The sequence below is a fragment of the Micromonospora arborensis genome (assembly GCF_003205615.1).
GTDB classification, from domain to species: Bacteria; Actinomycetota; Actinomycetes; order Mycobacteriales; family Micromonosporaceae; genus Micromonospora; species Micromonospora arborensis.
The window spans coordinates 62,692-89,014 of record NZ_PYBV01000026.1 but is presented as its reverse complement, the minus strand read 5'-3'; the positions used below and the strand labels follow the sequence as shown (position 1 = coordinate 89,014).

The 26,323-nt window shown below is 72.6% G+C and carries 28 protein-coding genes; 13 read left to right on the top strand and 15 right to left on the bottom strand.

The window, feature by feature from the left end; genetic code table 11:
• Nucleotides 1-406, bottom strand: a 406-nt coding sequence (locus C7C45_RS20755) for a hypothetical protein (protein WP_110565344.1), incomplete at its 3' end; no start/stop codon positions are given.
• A 1,130-nt stretch (nucleotides 407-1,536) separates the two neighbouring features.
• The gene (locus C7C45_RS20750; RefSeq protein WP_110565343.1) at nucleotides 1,537-1,848 is read right to left on the bottom strand and encodes a MazG-like family protein; all 312 of its coding nucleotides are present in this window, start codon (nucleotides 1,846-1,848) and stop codon (nucleotides 1,537-1,539) included.
• A 258-nt stretch (nucleotides 1,849-2,106) separates the two neighbouring features.
• Between C7C45_RS20750 and C7C45_RS20745 the strand changes: the two genes are divergently transcribed.
• A complete protein-coding gene (locus C7C45_RS20745; RefSeq protein ID WP_110565342.1) occupies nucleotides 2,107-3,474 on the top strand; it encodes an alpha/beta hydrolase family protein in 1,368 nt (455 codons plus the stop codon).
• A gap of 66 nt (nucleotides 3,475-3,540) precedes the next feature.
• Here C7C45_RS20745 and C7C45_RS20740 read toward each other — a convergent pair whose 3' ends face one another.
• Entirely contained in the window at nucleotides 3,541-4,302 is a 762-nt protein-coding gene (locus tag C7C45_RS20740; protein ID WP_110565341.1) for a hypothetical protein, read from the bottom strand.
• Nucleotides 4,303-4,727: 425 nt separating this feature from the next.
• Nucleotides 4,728-5,198 (bottom strand): VOC family protein, encoded by a 471-nt coding sequence (locus tag C7C45_RS20735; protein ID WP_110565340.1) that lies wholly within the window; start codon nucleotides 5,196-5,198, stop codon nucleotides 4,728-4,730.
• A 104-nt stretch (nucleotides 5,199-5,302) separates the two neighbouring features.
• Here C7C45_RS20735 and tsaA point away from each other — a divergent pair, with 104 nt between their 5' ends.
• Nucleotides 5,303-5,731: a tRNA (N6-threonylcarbamoyladenosine(37)-N6)-methyltransferase TrmO gene (tsaA, locus tag C7C45_RS20730; RefSeq protein WP_110565339.1), complete on the top strand. Its 429-nt coding sequence runs from the start codon at nucleotides 5,303-5,305 to the stop codon at nucleotides 5,729-5,731.
• 88 nt (nucleotides 5,732-5,819) lie between these two features.
• Here tsaA and C7C45_RS20725 read toward each other — a convergent pair whose 3' ends face one another.
• Both C7C45_RS20725 and C7C45_RS20720 read right to left on the bottom strand, forming a co-directional pair.
• Nucleotides 5,820-6,449: an MBL fold metallo-hydrolase gene (locus C7C45_RS20725; RefSeq protein WP_110565338.1), complete on the bottom strand. Its 630-nt coding sequence runs from the start codon at nucleotides 6,447-6,449 to the stop codon at nucleotides 5,820-5,822.
• Complete coding sequence (locus C7C45_RS20720) at nucleotides 6,449-7,534, bottom strand: S-(hydroxymethyl)mycothiol dehydrogenase (protein ID WP_110565337.1); 1,086 nt, start codon at nucleotides 7,532-7,534, stop codon at nucleotides 6,449-6,451. The genes C7C45_RS20725 and C7C45_RS20720 overlap by 1 nt, the downstream gene beginning before the upstream one ends.
• Before the next feature lie 184 nt (nucleotides 7,535-7,718).
• On the opposite strand from C7C45_RS20720, the gene C7C45_RS20715 reads away from it, so the two are divergent.
• The 3 genes from C7C45_RS20715 (at nucleotide 7,719) to C7C45_RS20705 (ending at nucleotide 10,889) form a co-directional block, all read left to right on the top strand.
• Complete coding sequence (locus C7C45_RS20715) at nucleotides 7,719-8,138, top strand: hypothetical protein (RefSeq protein ID WP_110565336.1); 420 nt, start codon at nucleotides 7,719-7,721, stop codon at nucleotides 8,136-8,138.
• Between the two features lie 20 nt (nucleotides 8,139-8,158).
• Nucleotides 8,159-9,346: a low temperature requirement protein A gene (locus C7C45_RS20710; RefSeq protein ID WP_208641236.1), complete on the top strand. Its 1,188-nt coding sequence runs from the start codon at nucleotides 8,159-8,161 to the stop codon at nucleotides 9,344-9,346.
• An 82-nt stretch (nucleotides 9,347-9,428) separates the two neighbouring features.
• A complete protein-coding gene (locus C7C45_RS20705) occupies nucleotides 9,429-10,889 on the top strand; it encodes a cryptochrome/photolyase family protein (protein ID WP_110565335.1) in 1,461 nt (486 codons plus the stop codon).
• Between the two features lie 12 nt (nucleotides 10,890-10,901).
• On the opposite strand, the gene C7C45_RS20700 is transcribed toward C7C45_RS20705, so the two are convergent.
• The 4 genes from C7C45_RS20700 to C7C45_RS20685 are packed head-to-tail and all read right to left on the bottom strand — an operon-like array spanning nucleotide 10,902 to nucleotide 14,371.
• A complete protein-coding gene (locus C7C45_RS20700) occupies nucleotides 10,902-11,801 on the bottom strand; it encodes an SDR family NAD(P)-dependent oxidoreductase (protein WP_110565334.1) in 900 nt (299 codons plus the stop codon).
• 54 nt (nucleotides 11,802-11,855) lie between these two features.
• Complete coding sequence (locus tag C7C45_RS20695; RefSeq protein ID WP_110565333.1) at nucleotides 11,856-13,373, bottom strand: flavin-containing monooxygenase; 1,518 nt, start codon at nucleotides 13,371-13,373, stop codon at nucleotides 11,856-11,858.
• Nucleotides 13,374-13,433: 60 nt separating this feature from the next.
• Nucleotides 13,434-13,892 carry a hypothetical protein gene (locus C7C45_RS33670; protein WP_146247360.1) on the bottom strand — a complete coding sequence of 153 codons (459 nt, stop codon included), beginning with the start codon at nucleotides 13,890-13,892 and terminating at the stop codon, nucleotides 13,434-13,436.
• A complete protein-coding gene (locus tag C7C45_RS20685) occupies nucleotides 13,892-14,371 on the bottom strand; it encodes a hypothetical protein (protein ID WP_110565359.1) in 480 nt (159 codons plus the stop codon). Before C7C45_RS20685 ends, C7C45_RS33670 begins: the two co-directional genes overlap by 1 nt.
• Nucleotides 14,372-14,415: 44 nt before the next feature.
• Between C7C45_RS20685 and C7C45_RS20680 the strand changes: the two genes are divergently transcribed.
• From C7C45_RS20680 to C7C45_RS20670, 3 genes are read left to right on the top strand one after another with little or no spacing between them, the layout of a single operon-like run.
• Entirely contained in the window at nucleotides 14,416-15,429 is a 1,014-nt protein-coding gene (locus C7C45_RS20680; protein WP_110565331.1) for a helix-turn-helix transcriptional regulator, read from the top strand.
• A gap of 45 nt (nucleotides 15,430-15,474) precedes the next feature.
• Complete coding sequence (locus C7C45_RS20675; protein WP_110565330.1) at nucleotides 15,475-16,098, top strand: ABC transporter ATP-binding protein; 624 nt, start codon at nucleotides 15,475-15,477, stop codon at nucleotides 16,096-16,098.
• Nucleotides 16,095-17,516: a DUF6297 family protein gene (locus C7C45_RS20670; RefSeq protein WP_110565329.1), complete on the top strand. Its 1,422-nt coding sequence runs from the start codon at nucleotides 16,095-16,097 to the stop codon at nucleotides 17,514-17,516. The genes C7C45_RS20675 and C7C45_RS20670 overlap by 4 nt, the downstream gene beginning before the upstream one ends.
• Before the next feature lie 22 nt (nucleotides 17,517-17,538).
• Here C7C45_RS20670 and pdxR read toward each other — a convergent pair whose 3' ends face one another.
• Nucleotides 17,539-19,026: a MocR-like pyridoxine biosynthesis transcription factor PdxR gene (gene pdxR, locus C7C45_RS20665; protein WP_208641235.1), complete on the bottom strand. Its 1,488-nt coding sequence runs from the start codon at nucleotides 19,024-19,026 to the stop codon at nucleotides 17,539-17,541.
• 62 nt (nucleotides 19,027-19,088) lie between these two features.
• Between pdxR and C7C45_RS20660 the strand changes: the two genes are divergently transcribed.
• The gene (locus tag C7C45_RS20660) at nucleotides 19,089-19,700 is read left to right on the top strand and encodes a LysE family translocator (RefSeq protein WP_110565328.1); all 612 of its coding nucleotides are present in this window, start codon (nucleotides 19,089-19,091) and stop codon (nucleotides 19,698-19,700) included.
• Between the two features lie 19 nt (nucleotides 19,701-19,719).
• Here C7C45_RS20660 and C7C45_RS20655 read toward each other — a convergent pair whose 3' ends face one another.
• On the bottom strand, nucleotides 19,720-20,322 hold the full coding sequence (locus C7C45_RS20655; RefSeq protein ID WP_110565327.1) for an MBL fold metallo-hydrolase: 603 nt from the start codon (nucleotides 20,320-20,322) through the stop codon (nucleotides 19,720-19,722).
• Nucleotides 20,323-20,436: 114 nt separating this feature from the next.
• Between C7C45_RS20655 and C7C45_RS20650 the strand changes: the two genes are divergently transcribed.
• Nucleotides 20,437-21,243, top strand: a complete 807-nt coding sequence (locus C7C45_RS20650) for an SDR family oxidoreductase (protein ID WP_110565326.1) — start codon at nucleotides 20,437-20,439, stop codon at nucleotides 21,241-21,243.
• A 17-nt stretch (nucleotides 21,244-21,260) separates the two neighbouring features.
• Here the strand turns inward: C7C45_RS20650 and C7C45_RS20645 are convergent, their stop codons facing one another.
• Nucleotides 21,261-21,869 (bottom strand): hypothetical protein, encoded by a 609-nt coding sequence (locus tag C7C45_RS20645; RefSeq protein WP_110565325.1) that lies wholly within the window; start codon nucleotides 21,867-21,869, stop codon nucleotides 21,261-21,263.
• A gap of 181 nt (nucleotides 21,870-22,050) precedes the next feature.
• Here C7C45_RS20645 and C7C45_RS20640 point away from each other — a divergent pair, with 181 nt between their 5' ends.
• The 3 genes from C7C45_RS20640 (at nucleotide 22,051) to C7C45_RS20630 (ending at nucleotide 24,405) form a co-directional block, all read left to right on the top strand.
• Nucleotides 22,051-23,148: a DUF5919 domain-containing protein gene (locus tag C7C45_RS20640; RefSeq protein WP_110565324.1), complete on the top strand. Its 1,098-nt coding sequence runs from the start codon at nucleotides 22,051-22,053 to the stop codon at nucleotides 23,146-23,148.
• A 73-nt stretch (nucleotides 23,149-23,221) separates the two neighbouring features.
• On the top strand, nucleotides 23,222-24,097 hold the full coding sequence (locus C7C45_RS20635) for a pentapeptide repeat-containing protein (RefSeq protein WP_110565323.1): 876 nt from the start codon (nucleotides 23,222-23,224) through the stop codon (nucleotides 24,095-24,097).
• Between the two features lie 71 nt (nucleotides 24,098-24,168).
• Complete coding sequence (locus C7C45_RS20630) at nucleotides 24,169-24,405, top strand: preprotein translocase YidC (RefSeq protein WP_110565322.1); 237 nt, start codon at nucleotides 24,169-24,171, stop codon at nucleotides 24,403-24,405.
• Nucleotides 24,406-24,412: 7 nt separating this feature from the next.
• Here C7C45_RS20630 and rnhA read toward each other — a convergent pair whose 3' ends face one another.
• Together rnhA and C7C45_RS20620 are read right to left on the bottom strand one after the other, a co-directional pair.
• Complete coding sequence (rnhA, locus tag C7C45_RS20625) at nucleotides 24,413-24,889, bottom strand: ribonuclease HI (RefSeq protein WP_110565321.1); 477 nt, start codon at nucleotides 24,887-24,889, stop codon at nucleotides 24,413-24,415.
• A gap of 133 nt (nucleotides 24,890-25,022) precedes the next feature.
• Nucleotides 25,023-26,303 (bottom strand): lycopene cyclase family protein, encoded by a 1,281-nt coding sequence (locus tag C7C45_RS20620; RefSeq protein ID WP_425271151.1) that lies wholly within the window; start codon nucleotides 26,301-26,303, stop codon nucleotides 25,023-25,025.
• Nucleotides 26,304-26,323 lie beyond the last annotated feature (20 nt).

Here is a 26,323-nt window from a genome sequence, read left to right as displayed (position 1 = left end):
GCTCCGGAGTAGCCCAACCGGAGCTGGGGCGCTGCTGGAGCAGGCCCAGCGAGTCGTGGTCGTGCATGTCGCCGAGGTGGCCCAGGTTCTCCAGCTTCGACTCCTGCAGGCTCGTCGCGATCGAGATGACCGCGGCCCGCTCGGGCAGGCCGGCCTTCTTCGTGGCGGCGATGATCGCCTTGGCGTTGCCGATCTGCTCGTCGTCGAGGGTGATGTGGGACTGGTCGCCCTGGGTGCCGTGCGGGATCAGCTTGGCGGTGTCCGGCTTGTCAGCCTGCACCGCGACAGCGGCGGGCTTGGCGTCCACGGCCGGGTTGGCGTGGGCGGCGATCGGACCGGCGAAGACACCACCGGCGAACGCGAGACCCGCAACGGACAGGACGCTCTTACGCATGATCGTGTTCATGGGGGTAGCTCCTTCGGGGGTAAGGACACCCACACGCCAAAAAGGGGGAAGGCGTGCCGGTGTGAGCACCTCGTCCGGGCGCTGCACTAACCGGGAAAAGTCTGAAAGGGGTCGGCGTCTACAAGCGGGGGGCTCGTGCGCCGGGGGCGGCGGCCTGCAAGCGGGGGCTTGTGGCGCCAGGTCTGTGTGTAACGACCCGGGGACCGGGACGATTCCCGGGGGCGACCTACGAGCGGGGGGCTTGTGGCACCCGGTGCGGCGCTCACCTGCGGGGACTCGTGGCGCCGGGTCTGCGACCCGCGGTCCGGGGTCATTCCCCGGGGTGGGCCACGAGCGGGGGCTTGTGGCATCGGGTCTGTGTGTAACGACCCGGGGTCCGGGGTCATTCCGGGGGTGGCCCGTCCATCGGCACCTCGTAAAGGCGGCGGCCGGGCGGTCGTTCGTGGGGATCACAACGACCCGGTGGGGGTCGGCATTCCAACCCCGCGGCCAGCACCCCAACGCACGGGGCCAGTCGGTGGTGCTGCGATCGTCAGGGTGTGTAACGACCCCGGCCCGGCCATGATTCCGGGGCACGGATGCCACCGGTCACAGGCCAGCGGCGCCCTGGACCGGACAAAGCGCCCAGATTGGTCAGCGAGTGAGGCCTCAGGGCATCCGATTGAGCGTGATCCACTCCGTATCGCCGATGTTGGGGTATCCGTCGCCCCGGATACCCCAATACCGGCGACATGGAGTGGATCATGAACGTGATGCCCGGCCTGTGGCCCACGTAACCGGACAAAGCGCGCATTTGTCTCCAAGTCAGCCACCCGTGTCGGCGACCAGGCGGGTGCGCCGCGCTGGATACGCCGCCAGACTCGTCGAGGCGACCAAGTAACCGACGCTTGATTGGCAGCGCAAGGCGAATCGCCTCGAAACACACCTGGCCGCGCGCAACACTGACGGCCCAAGGCAGACCCCGCGAGGCAGATGACCGCACGACGGACAACCGCGCGAAACGCCTGACCGCGCGCGACGGCCAACCGGGCGCGACACCTGACGGCGCGAGACAAACTCAGGGGAAGAGACGGACTACCCGCGCGAGACGGATCGCCGCGTGTGTCACACGGGTCCGACTGGACCGGCCGTCACTTCGGGAGGCGGGAGCGCACCTTTGCGGCGCAGGCGTCCAGGACCGTCCGTGCGTCCAGCCCCAGACTCTCGATGGCCACCAACGCCGTGAAGGCTACGTCGGCCAGCTCCGCTGCGACGTCCTCGCGGGTGTGGGTGACGCCCTTGCGCGGATTCTGCCCGAGCAGGCCGATCCAGGCGGCTGACGCCTCTCCCGCCTCCTCGGTGAGCTTGAGGATGCGGCAGGTCAGTTCGGTCTGCCCAGTGCCGTTCGCCGCGTCCAACCAACTGCGCGACGCACGGGCCGCTTCCCAGATCGACTCGTCCACGCCGACAGTCAACCCGACCGGCCCGCCGGCCCACGCCCCGGGTGCGGTGGCGTCGAGGGAACGTTCACCCGACGGCTGTGGCCGCCGGTCGAGGCGTACGGGCTGGGCTGATCGGTCGGACAGTCGCGCTTGACTGGCCGGTCAGCGCAGCCATTGACACTGGTCGACGGCGGTTCTAGGTTCAGGTCGCTACCGGCCGGTAGGCAACCGTCCCGCCTGGTCGCCCCCGGGGCGACGTACGTCCGATGGGGAGCATCGATGCTGTCCGTACCCGTTCGTACCCTTCGTCGCCTACTCGCCGCCACCGCGACGTTGACCCTCGCGGTCGGGTTGGCCGGTGCCGCGCCGGCCAGCGCCACCGGGCACGGCCCGAGTGGCGGCCAGCCGCTGCCCGGGTACACCATCGAGAATCCGCCGTTGGCCCCACTGGTCGTGGGCGGCAACTCGACGACGGTACGCCAGGGTGTGCACCGCCACGCGGGGTACATCATCGAGGTCCCCGCCAGGTGGAACGGCGACCTGGTGCTGTGGGCGCACGGCTACCGCGGCCAGGGCACGGTGCTCTCGCCGGAACCGCCGGGCTTCGGGCTGCGCCAGCGTCTCCTTGAGCAGGGGTACGCCTGGGCGTCGTCCTCGTACGACCGCAACGGCTTCGACATTCGCTCCGGGGTGCTCGGGACCAAGGATCTGACGGACCACTTCGGACGGACGGTCCGCCGACCGCACCACACCTACATCGCCGGAGTGTCGATGGGCGGGTACGTCATCGGTCGCTCGCTGGAGCAGTATCCCGGCTACTACGACGGGGCGCTGCCGATGTGCGGGGTGCTCGGCGATCAGACGTTGCTCGACTTCTACCTGGACTACAACCTGGTCGCGCAGGCGGTCGCCGACGTGCCGGCCTACCCCACACCGACTGACTATCTCACCAACGCGGTGCCGCGCATCCAGGTGGCGCTCGGTCTGGCCGGGCTGACCCCCACCGGGCCGGACACCACCACCGACCGGGGCAAGCAGTTGCGGGCGATCACGGTGAACCGTTCGGGCGGGGCACGCCCGGGTGCGGACGCGGCGTTCGCGGTCTGGAAGGACTTCCTCTTCTCCATCACGGTGACGAGTGGCGGTGACTCCCCCGCCGAGCGGCCCGGTCAGCTCTCCACCAACCTGCTCACCCGCTACACCCCGAACAGCCCGGTCAACGTCAACGCCACCGTGCAGCGGGTCGCCCCGGAGAACGTCGTGCAACGGCTCCTGCCGACGCTGACCGAGGTACCGCGGATCGCCGGTCGGCCCACCGCGCCGGTGCTCAGCCTGCACGGCCTCGGCGACCTGTTCGTACCGTTCAGCATGGAGCAGGCGTACGCCACCGACGCCGCGCGCAACGGTCGCGGCAAGGTGGTGGTGCAGCGGGCCATCCGGACCACGCAGCACTGCGAGTTCAGCCCGGCCGAGGCCGGCGCCGCCTGGGACGACCTGGTGTCCTGGGTACGCACGGGCAAGCGCCCGGCCGGCGACACCGTCACCGATCCGGCGGTGGTGGCCCGGCCCGACTACGGCTGCCGGTTCAGCGACCGGGGCGCGTACGCCGCCGGTGTCGGCACCCGCCGGCTCTACCCCGCCTGCTGACACAACTCGGGTACGACGAAGCCGGCCGGCCCTCGAACGAGGGCCGGCCGGCGCGTGTCGCGGGTGTCACCAGATCTGCTGGACGATGTCCGCGGCCTGCTCCTCCCACTGCGCGTACGCGTACGGGAAGGCGGACACCTGAACGGTCTGCGCGGCGGCGGTCAGCGGCAGGTTCTGCCAGCCGTCGACGTTCTTGAGTGCCGTGAAGAACGCGGTGGCCGCGTACTCCGGGTCGGTGACCTGGTCGGGCGTGCCCCAACCGGACGACGGGCGCTGCTGGAACAGGCCCTGCGAGTCGTGGTCGTTGTACGCGCCGAGGTGGCCGAGGTTGTACAGCTTCGACTCCTGCAGCGAGGTGGCGACGCCGACCACCGCGCCCCGGTCACCGACGCCGGTCTTCTTGGCGGCGTCGACGATCGCCCGGGCGTTGGCCAGTTGCGCGTCGTCGAGCGGAACGCGTGACTGCGCGCCTTCGACGCCGTGCGGAATCAGCTCGTCTCGGCTGGGCTTTCCGGCCGGCGGCTTGCCGGTGGCGGAGCCGGTGGTCAGCCCCGACTCGATGGGCTGGTCCTCGTGGCGGGCCGGGGCGGCGGTCTTGCCGGCAGCCTTGCCTGCGGTCTTGCCGGCGGTCTTGCCTGCGGTCTTGCCGGTGGCGAGGTCGATGGCGGCGACGGCGCCCTGGTGCGGTCCGGTGGTGACCGGTGCGGCAGCCGCGGTCGGCGCGAGCGCCAGACCGCCAAGGGCGGCCACACCCACCACGCTCAGCGCGGTCTTGCGGTACGAGTCCTTAGCGATGGCGGGGAGCCATCGGGTGAAGTCGACCTTCACGATGGTGGCCCTCTCGATCGTGCGGAGCGCTCCGGGGTGAACGCTCCTCGGGAGATGACCGCGGAAAGGGTTTGGGCTCCGACGGTACGGGGGACACAACCGGGTTCACGTGTCGGGCATTCCGGAAATGCCGGTGCCCCGGCAAGGTGCGGCCCCGGCCACTCCCGGGAATCGGACAACGGGTCCGTCTCCTCACCGCCGACGCGGCGTGATCCACTCATATCGGCGAGCTGGGGGTATCTCGGCACTCAGATACCGCAACCTCGGCGATATGGAGTCGATCTCCCTCCGCGCGACCGCGGAAACGGACAATCCGTCGAGCGACCGCCGAATGGGACGGCCGACTCGGCCCGGGACATCCACGGTCAGATGCGGTACCGGACGAAGACGTGCCCGGGCTGCATGACGTAACGCAGCGGGCCGGCTCAAGCCTCGGTGTCACGCCCGGGGTGCGCGCCGTCCGACCCGGCCAGTTCGTCCGGCGTACGCAGCTCCTGGAAGACGGTGATCTGCAGGTCTGCGGGGGCGTCGAGGCGGGAGTTGAGCGACTGCCACGGCGTGCGCGTGGGCGGCGCGATCTCGTTCGCCCCGGCGGCGACCAGTCGGGCCGTCGTCGCCCTGGCGTCGTCCACCTCGAAGGCCACCCGGATGCGGGGCGCGACCTGACGACCCACCTCGACCTCGTCGATCATGCGCTTCTGTGCCGGGTTGGCGATCTCCAGGGTGGCGCGGCCGGCCTCCAGGATCACCACCCGGGCGTCCCCGTCGCCGCTGAACGCCGCCTCCTCGGGCAGGCCGAGCGCGTCGCGGAAGAACGCGACGGCGGCCTCGTGGTCGGCTGCCTCCACCACGAGGCGCAACTGGCGGACAACGGGGGCGGGAGAGTCGTCGACCATGGACGGGATCGTAGGGCCTGTTTCATAAGAACTGGCCGACCTGCGGCGGGCCCGGACGACGACCGGCGGCGTTAGGTTGGGACCGTCCAGGAGGGAGCAAACGGGTGGACGAGGTAGGTGGCGGCGACGGGTACGTGCTGCATCCGGTGGGGCGGGTGCTCTCGCCGCTGACCGACGCGGCGAGCGCGCCCCGGCAGGGCGACGAGGGTGCGCCGGCGGCGTGGCTGGTCTTCGACCCGCAGGTCGAACAGGCCCTGCGCGACCTGCGGGTCGGTGTGGAGTTGTTGGTGTTGACGTGGCTGGACCGCGCCCTGCGTGACGTGCTGGCGGTGCATCCCCGCGGCGACGAGAGCCGGCCGGAGACAGGGGTGTTCAGCACCCGGTCCCCGCACCGGCCCAACCCGATCGGGCTGCACCGGGTGCGGGTCCTGGCGGTGGATGGGCTGCGCGTCGAGGTGGCCGACCTGGAAGCGTTGGACGGCACCCCGATCCTGGACGTCAAACCGGTGCTGGGCGCGGCCGACGAGCGCTGAGCCCGTCGACCACGCCCAACCAGACCGCCACCCGCCACGAGGTACGCGCCGCAGGCCAACACGCGACAGGCGAACCCATCAGCAGAAGTCAGTGGCCCCGGGCCAGCCACTCCTGCAGATGCGGGGCCTCCGCGCCGATGGTCGTGTCGTCGCCGTGGCCGGTGTGCACGACCGTCTCCCCCGGCAGGGTGAGCAGGCAGGTCCGGATCGACCGGACGATGGTGTCGAAGTCGCTGTACGAGCGGCCGGTCGCACCGGGACCGCCGGCGAAGAGTGTGTCGCCGGTGAACACCACGCCCAGGTCCGGGGCGTGGAAGCTGCACGCGCCGGGGCTGTGGCCGGGGGTGTGCAGCACCCGCAGCGTGGTACCGGCCACCTCGATGATCTGCCCGTCGTGCAGCTCACCGTGCGGCGGCAGGTGCGGGTGGACCATGTCCCAGAGGACCCGGTCGGCGGTGTGCAGCAGCACGGGCGCGCCGGTGGCCTCGGCCAGCTCAGGTGCCACCCGCACGTGATCGTCGTGGGCGTGGGTGGCGAGGATCGCCCGGACCCGCCGGTCGCCCACCAGCGCGAGGATCGCGGCCACGTCGTGCGGCGCGTCCAGCACGACGCACTCGCTGTCGTCGCCGATCACCCAGACGTTGTTGTCCACGTCGAACGTCTGCCCGTCCAGGGAGAACGTGCCCGCGGTGACCGCGTGGTCGACCCGGGCGGTCATCAGAACACCACCACCGAGCGGAGCACGTCGCCGTGGTGCATCCGGTCGAACGCGTTCTCGACCTGGTCGAGCGCGATCTCCTCGGTGACGAACGCGTCCAGGTCGAGCCGGCCCTGCAGGTACAGCTCGGTGAGCATGGGGAAGTCTCGGCTGGGCAGGCAGTCGCCGTACCAGCTGGACTTGAGGGCGCCGCCGCGTCCGAAGACGTCGAGCAGCGGCAGCTCGATCTGCATCTGCGGGGTCGGTACGCCGACCAGCACCACCGTGCCGGCCAGGTCGCGGGCGTAGAACGCCTGCTTCCACGTCTCCGGTCGGCCCACCGCGTCGATCACGACATCGGCGCCGAAGCCGCCGGTGGCGGCACGGATCGCCTCGACCGGATCGGTTTCGGAGGCGTTCACAGTGTGCGTGGCGCCGAACTTGCGGGCCCAGTCCAGTTTGCGGCTGTCGGTGTCCACCGCGACGATCGTGGTGGCGCCGGCGAGGGCCGCGCCGGCGACCGCGGCGTCCCCGACTCCGCCGCAGCCGATCACCGCGACCGAGTCGCCGCGGGTGACGTTGCCGGTGTTCATCGCCGCGCCCAGCCCGGCCATCACCCCGCAACCGAGCAGGCCGACGGCGGCCGGACGGGCGGCCGGGTCCACCTTGGTGCACTGCCCGGCGTGCACCAGGGTCTTCTCGGCGAACGCGCCGATGCCCAGCGCCGGGGAGAGCTCGGTGCCGTCGGTCAGGGTCATCCGCTGCTTGGCGTTGTGGGTGTTGAAGCAGTACCACGGGCGACCCCGGCGGCAGGCCCGGCAGACGCCGCAGACGGCACGCCAGTTGAGGACCACGAAGTCACCCGGGGCGACGTCGGTGACGCCCTCGCCCACCTGCTCGACGATGCCCGCCGCCTCGTGACCGAGCAGGAACGGGTACTCGTCGTTGATGCCGCCCTCGCGGTAGTGCAGGTCGGTGTGGCAGACGCCGCAGGACTGGATCCGGACGATCGCCTCACCGGGACCAGGATCGGGCACCACGATGGTGGTGACCTCGACCGGCGCGCCCTTGCTGCGGGAGATGACTCCCCGGACTTCCTGGCTCACTTCGCCTCCTGCTGGTGGTGTGCGGCAGGGCCGGGCGCCGGGTGGGCAGGTGCGCCACGGGCTCGGCGGTGGGCCCCCGGCGAACCTACCGCGACCACCACGGCCAGCCCAGCCGGCCCGGCGGGTTATCGCGGGCAGTCCGGGGTACGCGGGCCCCATTCGACCACGGCCATCGGGAGTGACCATGAAGCTCGCGCACCTGCCGCTGCGGGTCAGCATCGGCGCGTACTTTCTCAACTCGGGTCTCGGCAAGCGCAGCCTGGAGGGTGCCGCCGCGGAGGGCATGCACGGGATGGCGGTCGCCGCCATGCCGCAACTCGCCCAACTGGACCCGCCGCGCTTCGCCAAGCTGCTGTCGTACTCGGAGATCGCGCTGGGGGCCGCGCTGCTCGCGCCGTTCGTCCCGGCGCCCCTGGTCGGGTTGGGCCTGACGGCGTTCGGCGCGGGCCTCGTGCAGCTGTACCTGAAGACACCGGGGCTGCGGGAGCACGGCAGCATTCGACCGACCCAGCAGGGCACCGGGATCGCCAAGGACGTCTGGCTGGTCGGCGCCGGGTTGACTCTGGTGTTGGAGGGGTTGACCCACGGCCGACGACGCCGGTGAGCCCAGCCTGAGGAGCTGCGTTGACCGCTTCGCGTTCGGTGCGGCCGTTCTACCGGCCGATGCGGCCCCGTCGCCGCGACGAGCCGCACCGCGCGGCCACCCCGTTGGAACTCTTCTTCGACCTGTGTTTCGTGGTGGCGGTGGCGCAGGCGGCGAGCAGTCTGCACCACGACGTCGCGGAGGGCCACCTCGGCCACGCCGCGGCCAGCTACGTCATGGTGTTCTTCGCGATCTGGTGGTCGTGGGTGAACTTCACCTGGTTCGCCTCGGCCTACGACACCGACGACGACGTCTACCGGATCACCACCCTGGTGCAGATCTCCGGGGCGTTGATCCTGGCGGCCGGGGTGCCGCGCGCCTTCGCCGACGGCGACTTCGCCGTCATCACCTACGGGTACGTGGTGATGCGGCTGGCTGCCGTCGTGAACTGGAGCCGGGCGGCCGCCGGCGACCCCCGGCATCGGGCTGCGGCGCGTCGCTACGCGATCGGCGTGACGGTGGTGCAGCTCGGCTGGCTGCTGCGGCTGTTGCTGCCCGGCGAGGGGGGTGTGGCGTCGTTCGTGCTGCTGGCGCTGGCCGACCTGCTGGTGCCGGCGGTGGCCGAACGCCCCGGGATGACCCCGTGGCACCCCCAGCACATCACCGAACGGTACGGGCTGTTCACCCTCATCGTGCTCGGCGAAGCGGTCCTGGCCATCTCGGTGGCGATCCAGACCGGGCTCGACGCCGGGGAGCACGGTCTCTGGTCGCTCGCGGCGGCCGGAGCGGTCATCGTGTTCGCGCTCTGGTGGCTCTACTTCGACCGGCCGATCGAGGCGCCCGCCCGGCTGCCGTACTCCCTGGTCTGGGGTTATGGCCACTATCTGATCTTCGCGGCGATCGCCGCGGTGGGTGCCGGCCTGGTGGTGGGGGTGGACGTCGAGCGGCACGTCGCGCACATCTCCGGGACCACCGCTGGGTACGCGGTGGCCACCCCGATCGCCGTCTTCCTGCTCACGGTCTGGGTGCTGCACGTACGCCGGCAGCACCACGGCGCGGTGGTCGTCGCCTTCCCGGTCGTCGCGTTGCTGGCGCTGCTCGCTCCGCTCGGCCCGGTCCCGGTGTACGTGCTCGCGGCGCTGCTGGTCGCTCTCGTGACGTTGACCGTGGTGTTGCGCCGCCGCGACGTCGGGCCGCGCACGACGGTGACCGGGACGGACCCGGCCTGATTCGGCGTCACAGCGGTGATTCGGCGTCGATCGTGCGGCCCGCCGTTGGGCGCGTCGGCCGGAAAGTGGGCAGAATTGCGCCATGCATCGCCGCCGATGGTTGCTGGCCGACCAACTCGGGCCACATTTCCTCGACGACCCCGACCAGCCGGTCCTGCTGGTGGAGATCCGGGAGCTGTTCCGCCGACGGCCGATGCACCGGCAGAAGGCGCACCTGCTCCTCTCCGCGCTGCGTCACCGGGCGGCCGAGCTGGGCGAGCGGGCGCTGCTGCTGCGCGCCGACACGTTCCGGGAGGCGCTCACGCGGGTCGACGAGCCGGTGGAGGTGTGCCATCCGCACTCCCGTGCGGCGTTGCGCTTCGCGCAGTCGGTGCCGGGGCTGACGGTGTTGCCGCCACGCGGCTTCATCACCAGCCAGGCCGACTTCGCCGGCTGGGCGGACCGCGCGCGGCGTGGCCCGCTGCGAATGGCCGACTTCTACCGGCACACCCGCCGCCGCCACGACGTGCTGACCGCCCCGGCCGGCGGGACCGGGTCGGGTCGCCGGGCCCGCGCCGACAGCCGGGCCGTGCCGGCGGCCCCACCGCCACCCCCACCGATCGTCGAGGACGACATCGACGCGGAGGTCCGTCGCGACCTGGACCGGTGGGCCGCCGACGGGGTGCGGTTCGTCGGCCGGGACGGCCCCCGGCAGCACCCGGCCACCCACACCGAGGCACAGGCCCGGCTGGCGCACTTCCTGACCCACCGGCTACCCGGGTACGGCCGCTACGCCGACGTGATGAGCGGCGACGACCCGCTGTTCGCGCACTCCGTGCTCTCGTCCTCGTTCAACCTCGGGCTGCTCGACCCGGAGCCGGCCGTACGCGCCGCCGAGCAGGCGTGGCGGGCCGGCACGGCCCCGCGTACGGCGGTGGAGCCTTTCATCCGAGGGCTGCTCGGCTGGCGGGAGTTCCTCTGGCAGTTGTACTGGTACTTCGAGCCACGGTTCCGGGGGGCGAACTGGTTGGCCGCGACCGAGCCGCTGCCGCAGTGGTTCGCCGAGTTGGACGCCGACGCCGTGGAGGCCCGCTGCCTGGCCGACGTCCTCGGCGCCGTCCGGGACCGGGCGTGGACGCACCACACGCCCCGACTGCTGGTGCTGGGAAACTACGCGTTGCAGCGCGGCTGGCGCCCCACCGAGGTAGTGGACTGGTTTCAGCGCTGCTTCGTGGACGGCACCGACTGGGTGATGAACGCGACGGTGATCGGCATGAGTCAGTACGCCGACCTGGCCCGGGTGGACACCCGCCCGTACGCGGTGGACGGCACCGACATCGACGAGATCAGCGACTACTGCGCCGGCTGCCGGTACATGCCCGAGCGGGCCCTCGGCGACCTGGCCTGCCCGTACACCGGGGGTTTCGAGAGCTTCCTGCACCGCAACCGGGACCGGCTGGTGGCCGATCCGCGGCTCGCCGCCGAACTGGCCCGCCGCGACGATCCGGAGCACCGCGAGGCGGTGCTGGCGCAGGAGGACAAGCGGGGCAGCACACCACCGTGACCGCGCCGCCGCTCACGCCACCTCCCGGGCCGGGTCGGCGGGGCGTTGCGTGGGCACGCCGGGGGTGGGCGGCGCCGGGCGGACGACGCCCCGGTTCAGGCCGGCGACCAGGACCCGGTTGTACGAGGCTGGCAGGACCCGGGCCAGCAGGTCCGGCAGCTTCGCCGACCAGCCGATCAGCACCCGGCCCCGACGCCGCTCGACACCGCGCAGGATCACCTCGGCGGCCCGAGCCGGCGCGATGGTGAGCAGCTTCTCGAACTGTGCCCGGCCGACCGCGTACTCCTCGGCCGAGACGCCACTGCCGATCCGCGCGTTCTCGGTGATCCGGGTGCGGATCCCGCCGGGGTGCACCGAGGTCACCCCGATGCCGTCGTCGACCAACTCGTGGCGCAGCGCCTCGGTGAAGCCGCGCACCGCGAACTTGCTCGCCGAGTAGGCCGTCTGCCCGGCCGGCGCGATAAGCCCGAACAGGCTGGAGATGTTCACCAGGTGCGCGCCCGGCTCCGCCCGCAGGGTGGGCAGCAGTGCGTGGGTCAGCTGCACCACAGCCCGGAAGTTGACGTCGATCACCCAGCTGAACTCGTCGAACGTCACCTGGTCGAACCGGCCGCCGAGGCCCACGCCGGCGTTGTTCACCAGCAGTCGTACCCGCGGGTGCCGCTGGCCGATCTCCGCGGCCACCTGGGCGGTGGCCGTCACGTCGGCGAGATCCACCAGGTACGTGTACACCTGGCGATCCGGGTGTTCGGCGCGGATCGCGGCGGTGACCGCGTCCAGCCGCTCGGCGTCGCGGTCCAGCAGAACCAGGTCGCTGCCCCGGCGGGCCAGCGCGTGCGCCAGCGCGGCACCGATGCCGCTGGCCGCCCCGGTGACCACGGCCGTCGCGCCGGTGAAGTCGAACCTCCGCACGATCGGTGCTCCTCTCCTGGCGGTTGCCGACGCTCGTTGCGACGCTCGCCGCGGTCAGTGACGGGCGGCCGGACTGGTCCGGGCGGGACGCTGCAAGCCGGCGGGCGCGGCCACCTCTCCGGCTCGGGAAAACCGCACACCCTTGTCGGTGAGCCGGCCGTGCCGCATCAGCAGCACGTCACGGGGATAGTTCTGGTGCAGCCGCCACGGCGCGGTCGCACCCTGCTTGGGCAGCGCGTCGACGGCGCGCAGCACGTAACCGGAGCGCAGGTCGATGAGCGGCACCCGCTCGGCGTCGGGCGGTGGGAGCGGGGTGACGATCTGCTGGTCGGTACGGTCCAGGTGGCGCAGCAGCCGGCAGACGTAACCGGCGACCAGGTCGGCCTTGAGCGTCCACGACGCGTTGGTGTAGCCGATGGTCAGGGCGAAGTTCGGCACGCCGGACACCATCATGCCCTTGTAGGCGACGGTGCTCGCGAGGTCGACGTCGACGCCGTCCACGCGCAGCGTCAGGCCACCGAGGGCGAGCAGGTTGAGCCCGGTCGCGGTCACCACGATGTCGGCGGGCAACTCCGCGCCGGAGGTCAACCGGACACCCTGCGCGGTGAAGGTGTCGACGGTGTCGGTGACCACCGACGCGGTGCCCTGCCGCACGGCCGCGAACAGGTCACCGTCGGGTGCCACGCAGAGCCGCTGGTCCCACGGGTCGTAGCGCGGCGAGAAGTGCCGGTCGAGGTCGTACCCCACCGGGAGGCGGCCCTGCGCAGCCCGGCGCAGCCTCCGCTTGACCAGGCCGGGCGCACGCCGGCTGAGCTGGAAGGTGACGGTGGACAGCAGCACGTTCTTCCAGCGCACCACCGGGTACGCGGCCTTCGCCGGCAGCCAGCGCCGCAGCGCGTCGGCCAGCCGGTCGCGCGAGGGCAACGCGATGACGTACGTCGGTGAGCGCTGCAGCATCGTCACGTGGGCGGCCCGCTGGGCCATCGCCGGCACCAGGGTGACCGCGGTGGCGCCACTGCCGATGACCACCACCCGCTTGCCGGTGTGGTCGAGGTCGGCGGGCCAGTGCTGCGGGTGCACCAGCCGCCCGGTGTACGCGTCGACACCGGGCAGGGATGGGGTGTAACCCTCGTCGTAGCGGTAGTAACCGGTGCAGGCGAAGAGGAACGAGCAGGTCAGCACCACCGCCTCGGTGGTGTCGGTGCGTTGCGCGTGCACCGTCCACCGGGCGGTGGCACTGTCCCAAACGGCCCGCAGCGCCCGGTGGCCGAAGCGGATGTGCCGCTGCACGTCGTACTCCCGGGCGGTTTCCCGGACGTACTCGCGGATGGTCGTGCCGTCGGCGATGGCCTTCGGGGCGGTCCACGGCTTGAACGAGTAGCCGAGGGTGAACATGTCCGAGTCGGAGCGGATGCCCGGGTAGCGGAACAGGTCCCAGGTGCCGCCGACGGCCTCGCGCGCCTCCAGCACCGCGTACGTCTTGTCGGGGCAGTCGCGGCTCAGGTGGCAGGCGGCCCCGATGCCAGACAGGCCGGCGCCGATGATCAGCACGTCGACGTGGTCGGAGGCCATCGGTTTCCTCCATCCGGGGGCGGTGGTCGGACATTAACACCGCCCCCGGATGGCCGGAAACTAGTCGGACACCCGGGTGGAGGTCATGATCCAGTTGGTTTCCCAGGTCTGCTCACCGTCGACGGAGAACGCCTGTTCCCAGCGCGCGGTGGTCGCGCTGATGTCCGACCAGATGAACCGGCACCGCACCGGCCGCCCCTCGTGCTGGTCGTCGGCGTAGAAGCGGCCGACCCCGTCGACGAAGCGGCCCACCATCGGTGGCTGCCCCAGCACGCCGTCGACGCTGCTCATCCAGTAGATCGACCACTCCTCGCGCGCCGGGTCGAAGATCCGGACCGTGGCACCCGCGGACCCCTTGGTCGGGAAGGTGATCTCGTCGAAGTTGCCGCCACCACCGAAGAAGCTGTGCGCGACCGAGACACCCGGAAACTCCTCCCACTCGTCGGAGCCGACCAGCCTCTTGCGCAGCCGCCGGTTCACCACGTTCCACGTGCCCACATAGAAGTCGAAGTCGCCCATCAGCGGCCCACCGGCCCTTCCGCTCGTGTGTCGTCCAGATATCCAGTCAGGTTGGGGTGGTCCGGCGCAAGCATGTGGTGGACCCAGGCGGACCGCTCGTGCTCCAGCACGGCCAACTCCCACACGCAGCCGACGGCGGGTCGACGTACCTCGACGAAGTGGGTCGGGTCGTCGTCCGGGCAGTTCAGCGCCGGTTGCCCGGCCGCGGCGACGCGGACCTCCAGCGCGTTGTCCCACACCCAGGTGTACGCCAGCAGATAGGCGCCGGTGTCCGCGCCCCGGTGCAGCACCACCCACCCGGCGGGCGGGGTTCCGTCGTCGACGACCTCGGCCAGCAGCGCGGGCAACATGTCGTACGCGGCCTTCTCCACCTCTGGTTCGAGCGGCTGTTCCGGCTGGTCCATGTGGTAGCGCTTGAGCTGCCGGCCGTCCACCAGCACCGGTCCGGGCGTTCGTAGTTCCTTGTCGCGAAATGCCATGCCGGGACGGTAGGACCGGTCCACTGACAACTAGTGTCAGTGAAGTGCGGGCTTCTCGACTTCTTTCCCTCCTCCTGCTGCTGCAGCAGCACGGCCGGCTGACCGCCACACAGCTCGCCGAGCGGTTGACCGTCTCCCCCCGCACGATCTACCGGGATGTGGAGGCACTGCACGCCGCCGGCATCCCCCTCTACGGAGAGGCCGGGCACGCCGGTGGCTACCAACTCGTCGACGGCTGGCGCACCAGACTGACCGGGCTGACCGCCGAGGAGGCCGATCGGCTGTTCCTGGCCGGTCTGCCCGGCCCCGCCGACGAGTTGGGCTACGGCGACGTGGTGGCCGCGCTGCAACTCAAGCTGCACGCCGCGCTCCCCGCGCCGATGCGCGACCGGGCGACCCAGCTCCAGCAACGCTTCCACCTGGACACCCCCGGGTGGTACGCCGACGGCGACGCCTCCCCCGAGCTGGCCCGCACCGCCGAAGCGGTCTGGCGGCAGCACCGCATCGAGGTGCGCTACCGCGGCTGGAACGGCGAGGTGACCCGGGTGCTGGAGCCGTACGGCCTGGTGCTCAAGGGTGGCCGCTGGTACGTGGTGGCCGACCAGCCCGGCCGTGGTGCGCCGGCGACCTACCGGGTCAACCAGATCCTCGCGCTGACCCCGCTGGCGCAGGAGTTCGACCGACCCGCCGACTTCGACCTGCCGGCGTGGTGGCGGGCGCACGTGGTGCAGTTCCGGGCCCGGCTGCACCGCGACGAGGCAACCGTCCGCCTCTCCCCCGCCGGCCGGGCACGACTGCGCGAGATCGGCAGCGACCCCGTGGTCAGCGCGATGGACGCCAGCGCCGGCCCACCGGACGCGCGGGGCTGGGTGACCGCGGTGCTGCCGATCGAGTCGCTCACCCATGCCCACGGCGACCTGCTGCGCCTCGGCGCCGACATCGAGGTGCTGACCCCGGTCGCGCTACGCGAGCGCCTGGCCGCCACGGCGACCGGGCTCGCCGCGCTCTACGGCGGATACCTGGACGGCCACGTCGACAACCCACCGGATCGGGCGTGACGTCTGTCGCTCGCGTTGGCCGCTGGCCCGGGTCTGGGAGACTCTGTGATCGTGGACGCGCTCTCGGTACGGGGACTGAGCCGTAACTTCGGCAACCTGGTCGTGCTCGACGACGTGAGCTTCACGCTCGCGCCGGGCAGGATCGCGGTGGTGCTGGGCCCCAACGGCAGTGGCAAGACCACCCTGCTGCGCTGTGTGGTCGGCGCCGACCGGCCGGACGCGGGCGAGGTGTTGGTGCAGGGCCGCCGGGCCGACGAGACCGACCCTCAGGTGCGGGCGCTGGTGGCGGCCGCCCTGGACGACATCGACTTCTTCCCCGACCTGTCCGTGGTCGAGCACCTGGAGCTGGTCGCGTACGCCCACGGGGGTAACGCCGAGCCGGTCGAGGAGGTCCTCGCCGAGTTGGGCCTGGAGCCGGCTCGCGATCAACTGCCGGTGACCCTGTCCAGCGGGCAGCGCCGCCGGCTGGCGCTGGCGTCGTGTTTCGTCCGGCCACGCCGGGTGCTGATCCTGGACGAGCCGGAGCAGCGCCTGGACGTACGCGGACGGCAGTGGCTCGCCGACCGGCTGCGCCGGGAACGGGACGCCGGCACCGCCGTGCTGCTGGCCTCGCACGACCCGGAGCTGATCGACGCGGTCGTCGACGAGCGCATCGAGATCGGCCGGTGACCGCCCCACCGGCCACGATCGCCGACCCGACGGCCGGGGTGCCCACCGCCCGGCAACTGCGTACGCACCTGCGCCGGGCCCGCAGCCGGCACCACGACCACTCGCTCAGCGATGTGCTGGGCGACGCGTACGTCATGGTCCTGTTCGTGGGCATGTACGGCTGGTTCGCGATCAGCGCCAGCCGCGACATGCTGGATTCCCCGACGGTGGGCCAGGCCGAGCCGGGCGTGCGGTGGTGGCTGGCGGTCGCCGCGTTGCTGGCCGGCGCCGGCCTCACCTGGCGTGGCCTGCGCGCCCTCGGCCCGCTGCTGGTCACACCGGCCACGCAGAGCTGGGCGACCAGCGCGCCGGTGGACCGGCGGGCCTGGTTGGCGCCGCGCTTCGTCCTCCTGCTCCTCGGCGCCGCCGTGGGCACCGCGGCGCTCGGGGTGGCCGTGGCGGCGCTCGGCGGTGTCAGCGACCCGGCCGCGCTGGGCTGGGCTGCCGCGGCCGGCGCGGGCTGGGGTGCCGCCGCGCTGGCGCTCAGCGTCGTCGCCCAGAGCAGCCGGGCGGGCCGACGGTGGCCGACGGTGGCCGGTGCGGTGCCGATGGTGGCGGCCGCAGTCCTCACCACCGTGGTGGTGCTCGTCGGTCACCTCGGCGACGGGTTGCCCCGGCCGGCGACGACGCCGACCGTCGCGCTGTTCGCCCTCGCGGTGCCCCTCGCCGGCCTGGGCACGATCCTCGCGGTACGCGCGCTGCCCCGGGTCGACCGGGCCACGCTGACCACCGGCGCCCAGTTCGCCAACGCTGCCGCCACGGCCACGATCCTGCTGGACCCGAGCCTGCTCGCCAGCCTGGTGGAGAGCCGACGCTGGCGGCGGATCGGCCGGGTCCGCAGTCACCGGTTCCTGCCCGGCCCCGGCTGGTGGGCGCTGTTGCAGGCCGACGTACGCCGGCTGCGCCGCCACCCGAGCGCCCTGCTGATCTGGGCGGCCCTCATCGGAGTCCAGTACGCTGCCGCGCTCGCCCTGCCCGGGCTGGCCGGCGCCGCACAGGTGGTGTTCGCCTACCTCGCCGCCAACCGGCTGACCGGCGGCCTACGGTCGATCAGCCGCTCAGCCGGGCTGCGCCGGGCGCTCGGCGGGAGTGACGCCCTGCTGCGCGGGATCCACGTGGTGGTGCCGGCGGTCGGCGCGGGCCTGTGGTGGTTGCTGACCCTGCCGACCGTCGACCCGGGGCCGGCCTCGCTGGCACCGACGCTGGCGCTCGGAGTGGTGCTCGCCGTGTTTCGGGCCGGCACCCGCCCACCGATCGACTACGGCGGCGCGACGGTCAACACGCCGTTCGGGATGATCCCGATCGACCTGCTCCGTCAGGGGTCACGGGGGCCGGCGCTGCTCGCCGTGCTGGTCCTGGTCCAGCTGTTCCTGGGCTGAGCGGCCCCGAGCCCGACCGCGCTCAACCGTCCAACCGTCGGCGGTCGGGCAGCGCGGCGGCGATCTCGGCGACGCCGTCCTCGATCTCGGTGGGCGTACGGGCGGCGTAGCCGAGCACGAGGCCCGGTCGGTACGGCCGCTGGCAGTGCCAGGACAGCGGTTGCACCTTCACCCCGCGTGCCAGCGTCGCCGCCGCCAGTTCGCTGTCGACCACGGCGTCGTCCAGCGTGATCATGAGGTGCAGACCGGCCGCGGCACCGTGCACGGTCGCGCCGGGCAGGTGCCGGGCCAGCGCGGCGATCATCGCGTCCCGCCGACGGATGTGCCGGCGACGCAATAGCCGCAGATGCCGCTCGAAGGCACCGGAGGTCATCAGCTCCGCCAGCACCAGTTGCGGCAGCACCGCGTTGCCCAGGTCGGCGTTGCGCTTGGCGACCACCACCGCCTCCCGCAGTCGGGCCGGCACGAGCAGCCAGCCGACCCGCAGCGCCGGGGCGAGCACCTTCGAGACGCTGCCGGCGTAGCAGACCTGCTCGGGCAGCAGGCCACGCAGCGCCGGCACCGGAGGGCGGTCGTAGCGGTGCTCGGCGTCGTAGTCGTCCTCGATGATCAGGCCGCCGGCCCGCGCCCAGGAGACGAGCTGGCGGCGGCGGTCGCCGTCGAGCACCACGCCGGTCGGGAACTGGTGTGCGGGGGTGAGCATCACGGCGGGTGCGCCGCTGGCGGCCAACTCGTCGACCCGCAGCCCGGCGTCGTCCACGGCGATGGGCGGGGTGTCCATCCGCCAGCTGTTCAGGTGCTGTCGCACGCCGAGCGAGCCCGGGTCCTCGACCGCGATGCGGTCGATGCCAACGGCGGCGAGGGCCTGGGTGAGCAGCGCGAGCGCCTGCGTCACGCCGGCCACGATGATCACCTCGACCGAGTCGACGGTGATGCCGCGGTTGCGGGCCAGCCAGGTGGCGACGGCCTGTCGCAGCGCGGGCGCGCCGCACGGGTCGCCGTAGCCGAAGTCGGCCGCGGCGAGGTGGCGCAGCACGGTCCGTTCGGCGCGCAGCCAGTCCGCGCGGGGAAAGGCGGTCAGGTCGGGTACGCCGGGCGACAGGTCGATGGTCGCGCGCGCCGCGCGTACCGCCTCGAAGATGTCGCTGCTCGGTGCCGGCGGGAAGAGCGCGGCCGGGGCCGGCGCGGCGGCCGGGGCGGGTGTGGGCGTGCCCGGCGCGGCGACGACCACCGTGCCGGCCCGGCCCCGACCGGTGACGTGCCCCTCCTCGGTCAGACGTTGGTACGCCTCGGTGACGACGCCCCGGGAGACACCGAGGTCGGCGGCGAGCACCCGGCTGGCGGGCAGTCGGTCACCGACCGGCAGTCGACCGTCGGCGATGGCCTGACGCAGCCGGCCGGCCAGCCAGTCCGCACGCCCACCTCGTGGCGCGTCGGCGATGGTCAGGTGCAGGAAGTCGGACCCGGCAGTTATGGACCTCTCCGATGGCGTGGGTTTGGCTCTGCCCATCGGGCCATTGTGGCAGCAGGGTGAGCAGGAGCGAGACCTGCCAACTCCCTCGGAGGACGATCGTGACCATTCCGTTCCTGATCACCACGCTGATCGTGGTGGTCACCCCCGGCACCGGGGTGATCTTCACCCTCTCCGCCGGCCTGTCCCGGGGCGCCCGAGCCGGGGTGCTGGCCGCGGTCGCCTGCACGCTGGGGACGGTGCCGCACCTGCTGGCGGCGATGACCGGGCTGGCCGCGCTGATGCAGACGAGCGCGGCGGCGTTCGAAACCGTTCGCTACCTCGGCGTCGGCTACCTGCTCTACCTGGCCTGGGCCACCGCACGGGATCGCAGCGCCTTCGCGGTGACGACCGACAGCCCGCCCCGCTCGGCCGTCCGGGTGATCCTCTCCGGGGTGCTGGTCAACCTGCTCAACCCGAAGCCGACGCTGTTCTTCGTGGCGTTCCTGCCGCAGTTCGTGGACACCGCCGCGCCCGGCTCGACCCGGGCGATGCTCGCCTGCGGCGCGGTGTTCATGCTGCTCACCTTCGTGATCTTCAGCGGCTACGGCATCTTCGCGGCCCGGGTACGCGACCGGGTGCTGACCCGACCCCGGGTCACCGACTGGCTGCGCCGATCCGCCGCCGGCACGTTCGTCGCGCTCGGCATCACACTCGCCCTCAGCGGACGATAGGAGCGCGTTCGGCGCACGGTCAGACGGTGTCGCCGGGCACGAGGTGGCGGTAGCCGGGGATCGTCTCGGTGAACCAGCCGGCGACGCTGGCCAGGCCACGCTCGTTGAGCTGCGCGTCGTGGATCGGGTACGCCGCCGCCGCGCCCACGGCACCAGCGAAACGGATCGCCTCGTCCAGGCGCAGCCACGACCCCTGGGCGGGGACGAGCAGGGTGTGCACCGGCTCGTCCGGCACGTGCAGCGCGTCGCCCGGGTGGTAGAGCCGCTCGCCGATCAGGTAGCCGAGGTTCGGGCAGTCGGGCTGTCCCGCATGGATCGGGGCGTGCCGGCCGCCGTGCGCGCTGACCGTGATGCCGGCCGCCGTGAACCGCTGCCCGGCGCGGACCCGGGTCACCGGCAGCGGGGCGAGATCCGGCAGTCGGGCGCCCTCGGGGGCGTACACGGGGACGCCGAGACCGGCGAGCCGCAACACGTCCACATGGTCGGAGTGCTCGTGAGTGACCAGGACGGCGTCCGCGCCGACCAGGGCGCCCGGCTCGCTCCACGTCCCCGGGTCGACGACCAGCACGCCGCCGTCCTGCTCGACGCGCACACACGAGTGGGTGAACCGGGTGATCCGCATCCGGCGACGGTACGCCGTCGGCAGCTCCCCGGGATCGGTCGGGACGGCGACGTCCGGGCCGGCGGCCGAAAGCCGGTGGGGATTGAGCCGGCCCGGCCGGGGTAGTGCGGGAGCATGCCGCAGCGATACGCGAACTACCCGAGGATCGCCATCGTCACCGGCGCGGATTCCGGCATCGGCAAGGCCTGCGCGGTCGTCCTGGCCGAGGCCGGCTTCGAGATCGGCATCACCTGGTACGGCGACCCCGACGGCGCCGAGCGGACGGCCACCGAGGTCCGCGCGACGGGCCGGCGCTGCGAGGTCGCCGAGGTGGACCTGACCCGGCTGCCGGGCGCGGCGGCGGTGGTGGACGAGCTGGCCGACCGGCTGGGCGGCATCGGGGTGCTGGTCAACAATGCCGGCACCGGCGGCTCGACGCCGTTCGTGGACACCGGGTGGGAGCAGTGGCGGGACGTGCTCGCGGTCGACCTGGACGCGCCGTTCCTGTGCTCCCAACAGGCCGCGCGACGGATGCGGGCCACCGGCGCCGGCGGACGGATCATCAACATCACCAGCGTGCACGAGCACGCACCCCGGGTGGGCTCCGCCGCGTACTGCGCCGCCAAGGGCGGGCTCGGACTCCTGAGCCGGGTGATGGCGCAAGAGTTGGCTGCCGACGGGATCACCGTCAACGCCGTCGCCCCGGGCGAGATCGCCACGCCGATGACCGGTCAGGAGGATGTCGACCCGTTCACCCAGGAACGGCCCGGCGTGCCGCTGGGGCGGCCCGGCGACGCCCGGGAGGTGGCCGCCGTGGTCGCGTTGCTCGCCTCCCCCGCCGCCGGCTACGTCACCGGCGCGTCCTGGCCGGTCGACGGTGGCATGCTGCTGATGGGTCCCCAGGCCGCGGCGTTGCCCAACGATGACTGGCGGGTGGTCTGAGCACCGCCAGCGGGCGGTCAGCCCCGCCGTCCGGCCGACATCCGGACGATGTACGCGAACTGCACACCGAACGCCACCAACGCGACGAGCACCCCGGCAAGGATCGTCAGCACGCCCCCGACCCCCGCCGCCGCGGCCACCAGGGCGATGCCGAGGCCGATCAGCACCGCGTTGACCGCACCCACGAGTGCGGCCGTGGTGAGCAGGAACTCCCACCGCCCCGGCGTCGTACCGACCAGGTTCCACGCCGTGCTCATGGGGTCGTCGGCCATCACCGCGTCGGCGAAGAAGTCGTGCTCGGCGGCGAACCGATGGTGGTAGTAGGCACGGATGCGCTGGATCCGCCGCAGGTCCAACGAGTTCTCCACGGTGGTCTCCACCAGCCGCAGGAACGTCAGCACCCCGGTGATCACCAGGGTGGGCAGCACCGCGGCCAGGTAGGGCCGGACCACCTTGTCGTTGGTGGCGACGAAGCCGAGGCCGATCAGTGCCGCCGACAGGACGGACAGGAAGATCGTGGCGCGGCCGGTGGCCTCGGCGATGGTGCCGGCCCGGGACGTCTCCAGGGCGTAGTGCTCGGTGGTCAGGGCGGCGAGGAGTGCCTTCTCCCGTTCACCGTCGTCCATCCCGCCCACCCTTCGCAGTCGCCCGACTCCGTTACCGTCACCCTATGAGCGGCGAGGACGGTCCGAACGGCGAACTGGCCGGTCCCGAACGGGACAGCGAGCGGCAAAGCGGGCACGTATCCTCCGAATTCCGGTGAGCACCTCGCGTCGGTGGCGCCGACCGACGGCGGAAGGAGACCGGATGCCCGGGTGGGCTGGTCGGGGCGGGCGGCAACGACGCGCCTTCGTCGTCGGAGGGGCGCTGCTCGCGATCGCCGCCCTCATGCTGCTGGCCGCCTGGCTCAGCACCGGCTTCCTCAGCGACCTCCTGCTCAACCTCGGTTCCAGCGTGGTGCTCGCGGCCATCTCGTACGTCATCTTCGACCCGCTGTTCGAGGAGGCCCGCAAGGCGCGGGTGCAGGAGCACCTCAGCTTCGACCAGCAGACGTTCGTGACGCGGCTGCACCGCTCCGGTCGCCGGGTGCGCATCCTCGACACCTGGACGATCCTGCTGGAGCAGCGGTACCGCGAGGAGACCCTGACCGCCATCCGGGCAGCGCTCGCCAACGGCGCCCAGGTGCAGTTGCTCCTGCTCGACCCGGACTGCACCGCCGCCCAGCAGCGCTCCGAGGAGTTGGAACGGCAACGGGTGGACGTCCCGCGCCAGATCCGTACCAACCTGCGCCACCTTGCCGCCTTCGCCGAGGCCCTCGACTCCCGGTTGCGGCACCGCTTGCAGGTCCGGCTCTACGACGCGTCCCCGTCGATCCAGCTCTACCAGTGGGACGGGCGTGCGTTGATCTCGTTCTTCCCGATCGGAAAGTTGTCGTTCAACGTGCCGCAGCTCGAGGTGGACATGGACAGCCCGTGGGGCGGGTTCGTGCACGCCCGGTTCGAGGAGCTCTGGGAGCACGAGCAGGCCACCCTGGTTCTGGAGCGATACTGGTCGGTCACGGTCACGTTGCGTCACGACGACTCGGACGTGGTCGAGGTGCGGGTGCCGTACGCGACGGTGGACGGGCAGCACTACGTCGACTGCCGGGGATTCCGGGTGACCGCACCGCTGACCATGCGAGCCGCGTTGCCACCCCGCGCACCCGGGGCGGCCCCCGCGGTTTTCACCCTCGCCGAGCCGACCGACGAGGACCGCACGCCCGCCGCCGCCGTGCAACGGCACTTCGACCAGAAGTACGGTCACGGCGACGGGGAGCGGGAGATCTACCGCTTGGTGTCGGTGCCGGGCGGCCCGCGTACCCCGGCACCCCGCACCTCGGCGGTCGGCGACGCGCACGGACGATGACGCTGGACCCGCCCGGTCGGCGCGACGCGGCGTAACATTCGAGGCCCATTCCGACTGCCAGGAGGACCTCCGCGTGTCGCCCGACCCCGCGTCGGCCCAGCTTCGCGCCGACTGCGGGCGCTGCTTCGGGCTGTGCTGCGTTGTGCCCGCCTTCGCCGCGTCGGCGGACTTCGCCATCGACAAGCCGGCCGGGCAGCCGTGCCCCAACCTGCGCCCGGACCACCGCTGCGGCATCCACGACGACCTGCGGCAACGCGGGTTCCCCGGCTGCACGGTGTTCGACTGTTTCGGTGCCGGTCAGCAGGTCGCCCAGGTCACCTTCGGCGGACGGGACTGGCGCGACGCGCCGGAGACCCTGCCGGCGATGGCGGAGGCGTTCGCCGTGTTGCGGCCGGTGCACGAGCTGCTCTGGTACCTCACCGCGGCGGTGGCGCTGCGGCTGCCGGTCGACCTGGGCGTCGAGTTGGAGCGGGCCCGCGCCGAGACCGCGGCGCTCGCCGAGGGTGACCCGGCGCAGCTCCGCACGCTGGACGTGGTCGCGCACCGGGACCGGCTCAATCCGCTGCTGTCCCGGGCCAGCGACGCGGTCCGCTCCCCCGGGGGTGCCGACCACCGGGGTGCCCACCTGTTCGGCGCGGACCTACGCCGGGTCGACCTGCGCCGGGCCAACCTGCGCGGGGCACTGCTGATCGGTGCCGACCTGCGCGGCGCCGACCTGAGCCTGGCCGACGTCACCGGCGCGGACCTGCGCGGGGCCGACCTGCGCTCCGCTGACCTGCGCACCACCCTCTTCCTGCACCAGGCCCAGCTGGACGCCGCCCGGGGTGACGCGCGAACCGAACTGCCGGCGACGCTCACCCGGCCGACGCACTGGACGGCGTTGCCGCTCACCCCGCTACGCCAACCGTCCCGGACCAACGCGTCCGCCCGCCGGAGCCGGCGCCGCTGAGCGCGAGGTTTCGGCCGTGACCACGCCGGGTAGCCAGCGCCGACGCGGACGGCATCGACGGGGGGCACGGCGTGGGCTACCGAAAGCGCGACGGTGAGCTGCCGGGCGACCCGCAGCACAGCGAGGACCAGGCCGGCCAGGTGCCGTTGGTGCAGGTCGAGGCGGACACCGAGGTCCCACCGCCGGAGGGCACCGACGTACGGCCGGACATCGTGACCGAGGACGACAACTCGGGTGTCGCCGGCGGTTCGTCCGGCAGCAGCGGCGGCGGATCCAGCATGCCGGGCCACCCGGACGCGACCCGCTGACGCAGGTTCAGCGGCGGGCCGGTACGGCCGAACGCGCCTCGGTCATGCCCTTGTTGGCCAGCCCGTCGGCCCGCTCGTTCTCCGGGTGCCCGTTGTGCCCCTTGACCCACAGCCAGGTGACCTGGTGGCGCTCGCAGGCCGCCTCCAGCCGCTGCCACAGGTCGGCGTTCTTCACCGGCTGCTTCGCGGCCGTCAGCCAGCCGTTGCGCTTCCACGACGCCAGCCAACTGGTGATGCCGTTGCGCACGTACGTGCTGTCGGTGTGCAACTCCACGGTGACCGGCCGGTTCAGGCTCTCCAACGCCTGGATGGCCGCCATCAACTCCATCCGGTTGTTGGTGGTCGGCGTTGCCTCGCCACCGCACAACTCCCGCTCGTGGTCGCCGTAGCGCAGCAGCGCACCCCAGCCACCCGGCCCGGGGTTGCCACTGCACGCCCCGTCGGTCCAGATCTGCACGCCCCTGCCGGCTGCCGCGTCCACCATGCCCGGCAACCTACCGGTCGGTGCCGCCACCCTCCGTGCTCGGGGGGCCGCCGCGCCGAGGCGTCGGCACCGCACACGGTGCCCCACTCCCGGGGCAGCTCTACAGGCGGCGCAGGAGACGACGCCGGTCAGGTCAGACGGGTGCTCCACCCGCGCCGGGCTCCGAGCCCAGCGGGTCGCCCACCACCGCGGGCGGAACGGCCGACGCCGGGCGGGTCGGGCGCAGCCGGTCGCGGACGCGGTGCGCCGCGTCGCCGGCGGTGGCGGCGATCATCGGCAGCAACCGGGTCGAGTTCATGATCGCGACCTCCTCGGCCGGGGTGGTGACGCCGTCGAGGAAGCGCAGCACCCGCTCGGCCGGGTTGCGGTCGAAGAGCCGGTCGAAGAACTCGGGACCGCCCACGCCGCCCCGGTCCAGTGCCCGCAGCGCCACCGCGTCCATCCAGCGGTGCCGGCGCGGGTACGCCGCCGCGGGCACCGGCGGTCGGCCCGCCGCGAGGGCGCGGGCCACCTGGTCGGCCTGGCGGTACATGGCGGAGAAGGTGAAGCCGGTGGACGGGCGGGTCGCGCCACCGGCCGTGCCGAGCCGGACCACGCGGGGCGAGGGCCGGGCCGGAAACGGCGCGTCGGTCATCGGAATCACGCCGTTCTCCACCTCGCGTACGCGCAGCCGGGCTGGGTCGAGCCCGAGCAGGTCCCGGTAGCCGGCCAGCGCGGAGTCGTACCCGGCATCGGTGAGCAGGACCGGCGAGAACTCGGTGTACTCGACAAGCGCGTCACGGTCGCTCACCGGCAGCACGTACCCGAAGGAGACGCCCCGGGGCGGTTGCGGGGTGCGGAAGTCCATCAGCACGGCACGTGCCGCGTCGAACGTGGGCCGGTCGGCCTCCAGCCACCAACCGCGGAAGTGCTGCAGCCAGGTCGTCCGCCCTGCCCGCGCCGGTGGGCGGGGGCGGGAGTCGAGCACCCAACCGGCCCGTACGGTCTGCCCGTCGCCGACGCGTATAACCACCCGGGTGCCGTCGTCGGTCAGCGTGTCGGCGGGAGCGACGATCCGGGTGACGTCCAGCCGGCGCTCGGCGACGGCCGCCCGGTCGTAGACCGGGCCGGAGCGGAGCATGGCGTACCGCAGCGGGGTCAGGTCAAGGACCCGGCGCCGCGCCGCCGTGGCCACCTCGACCTGCTGCCAGCTCGCGCTGAGCAGCGGGTCCAGGTCGTCGTCCGGGTGGCCCCAGAACGCCCAGGTGCGGTCCTGACCGCGCCGGCGCACCGGGTCGACGACGGCGATGCGCAGGTCGCGGACGCCGTGCCGGTCCAGTGCGGCGAGCAGCAACGACGCCGCGCCGCCGCCGCCGAGCAGCGCGAGGTCGACGTCGAGCGGCGCGGAATCGGTCACCGCCCCACGCTGCCACACCGTCGCGCGCCAGCACCGGA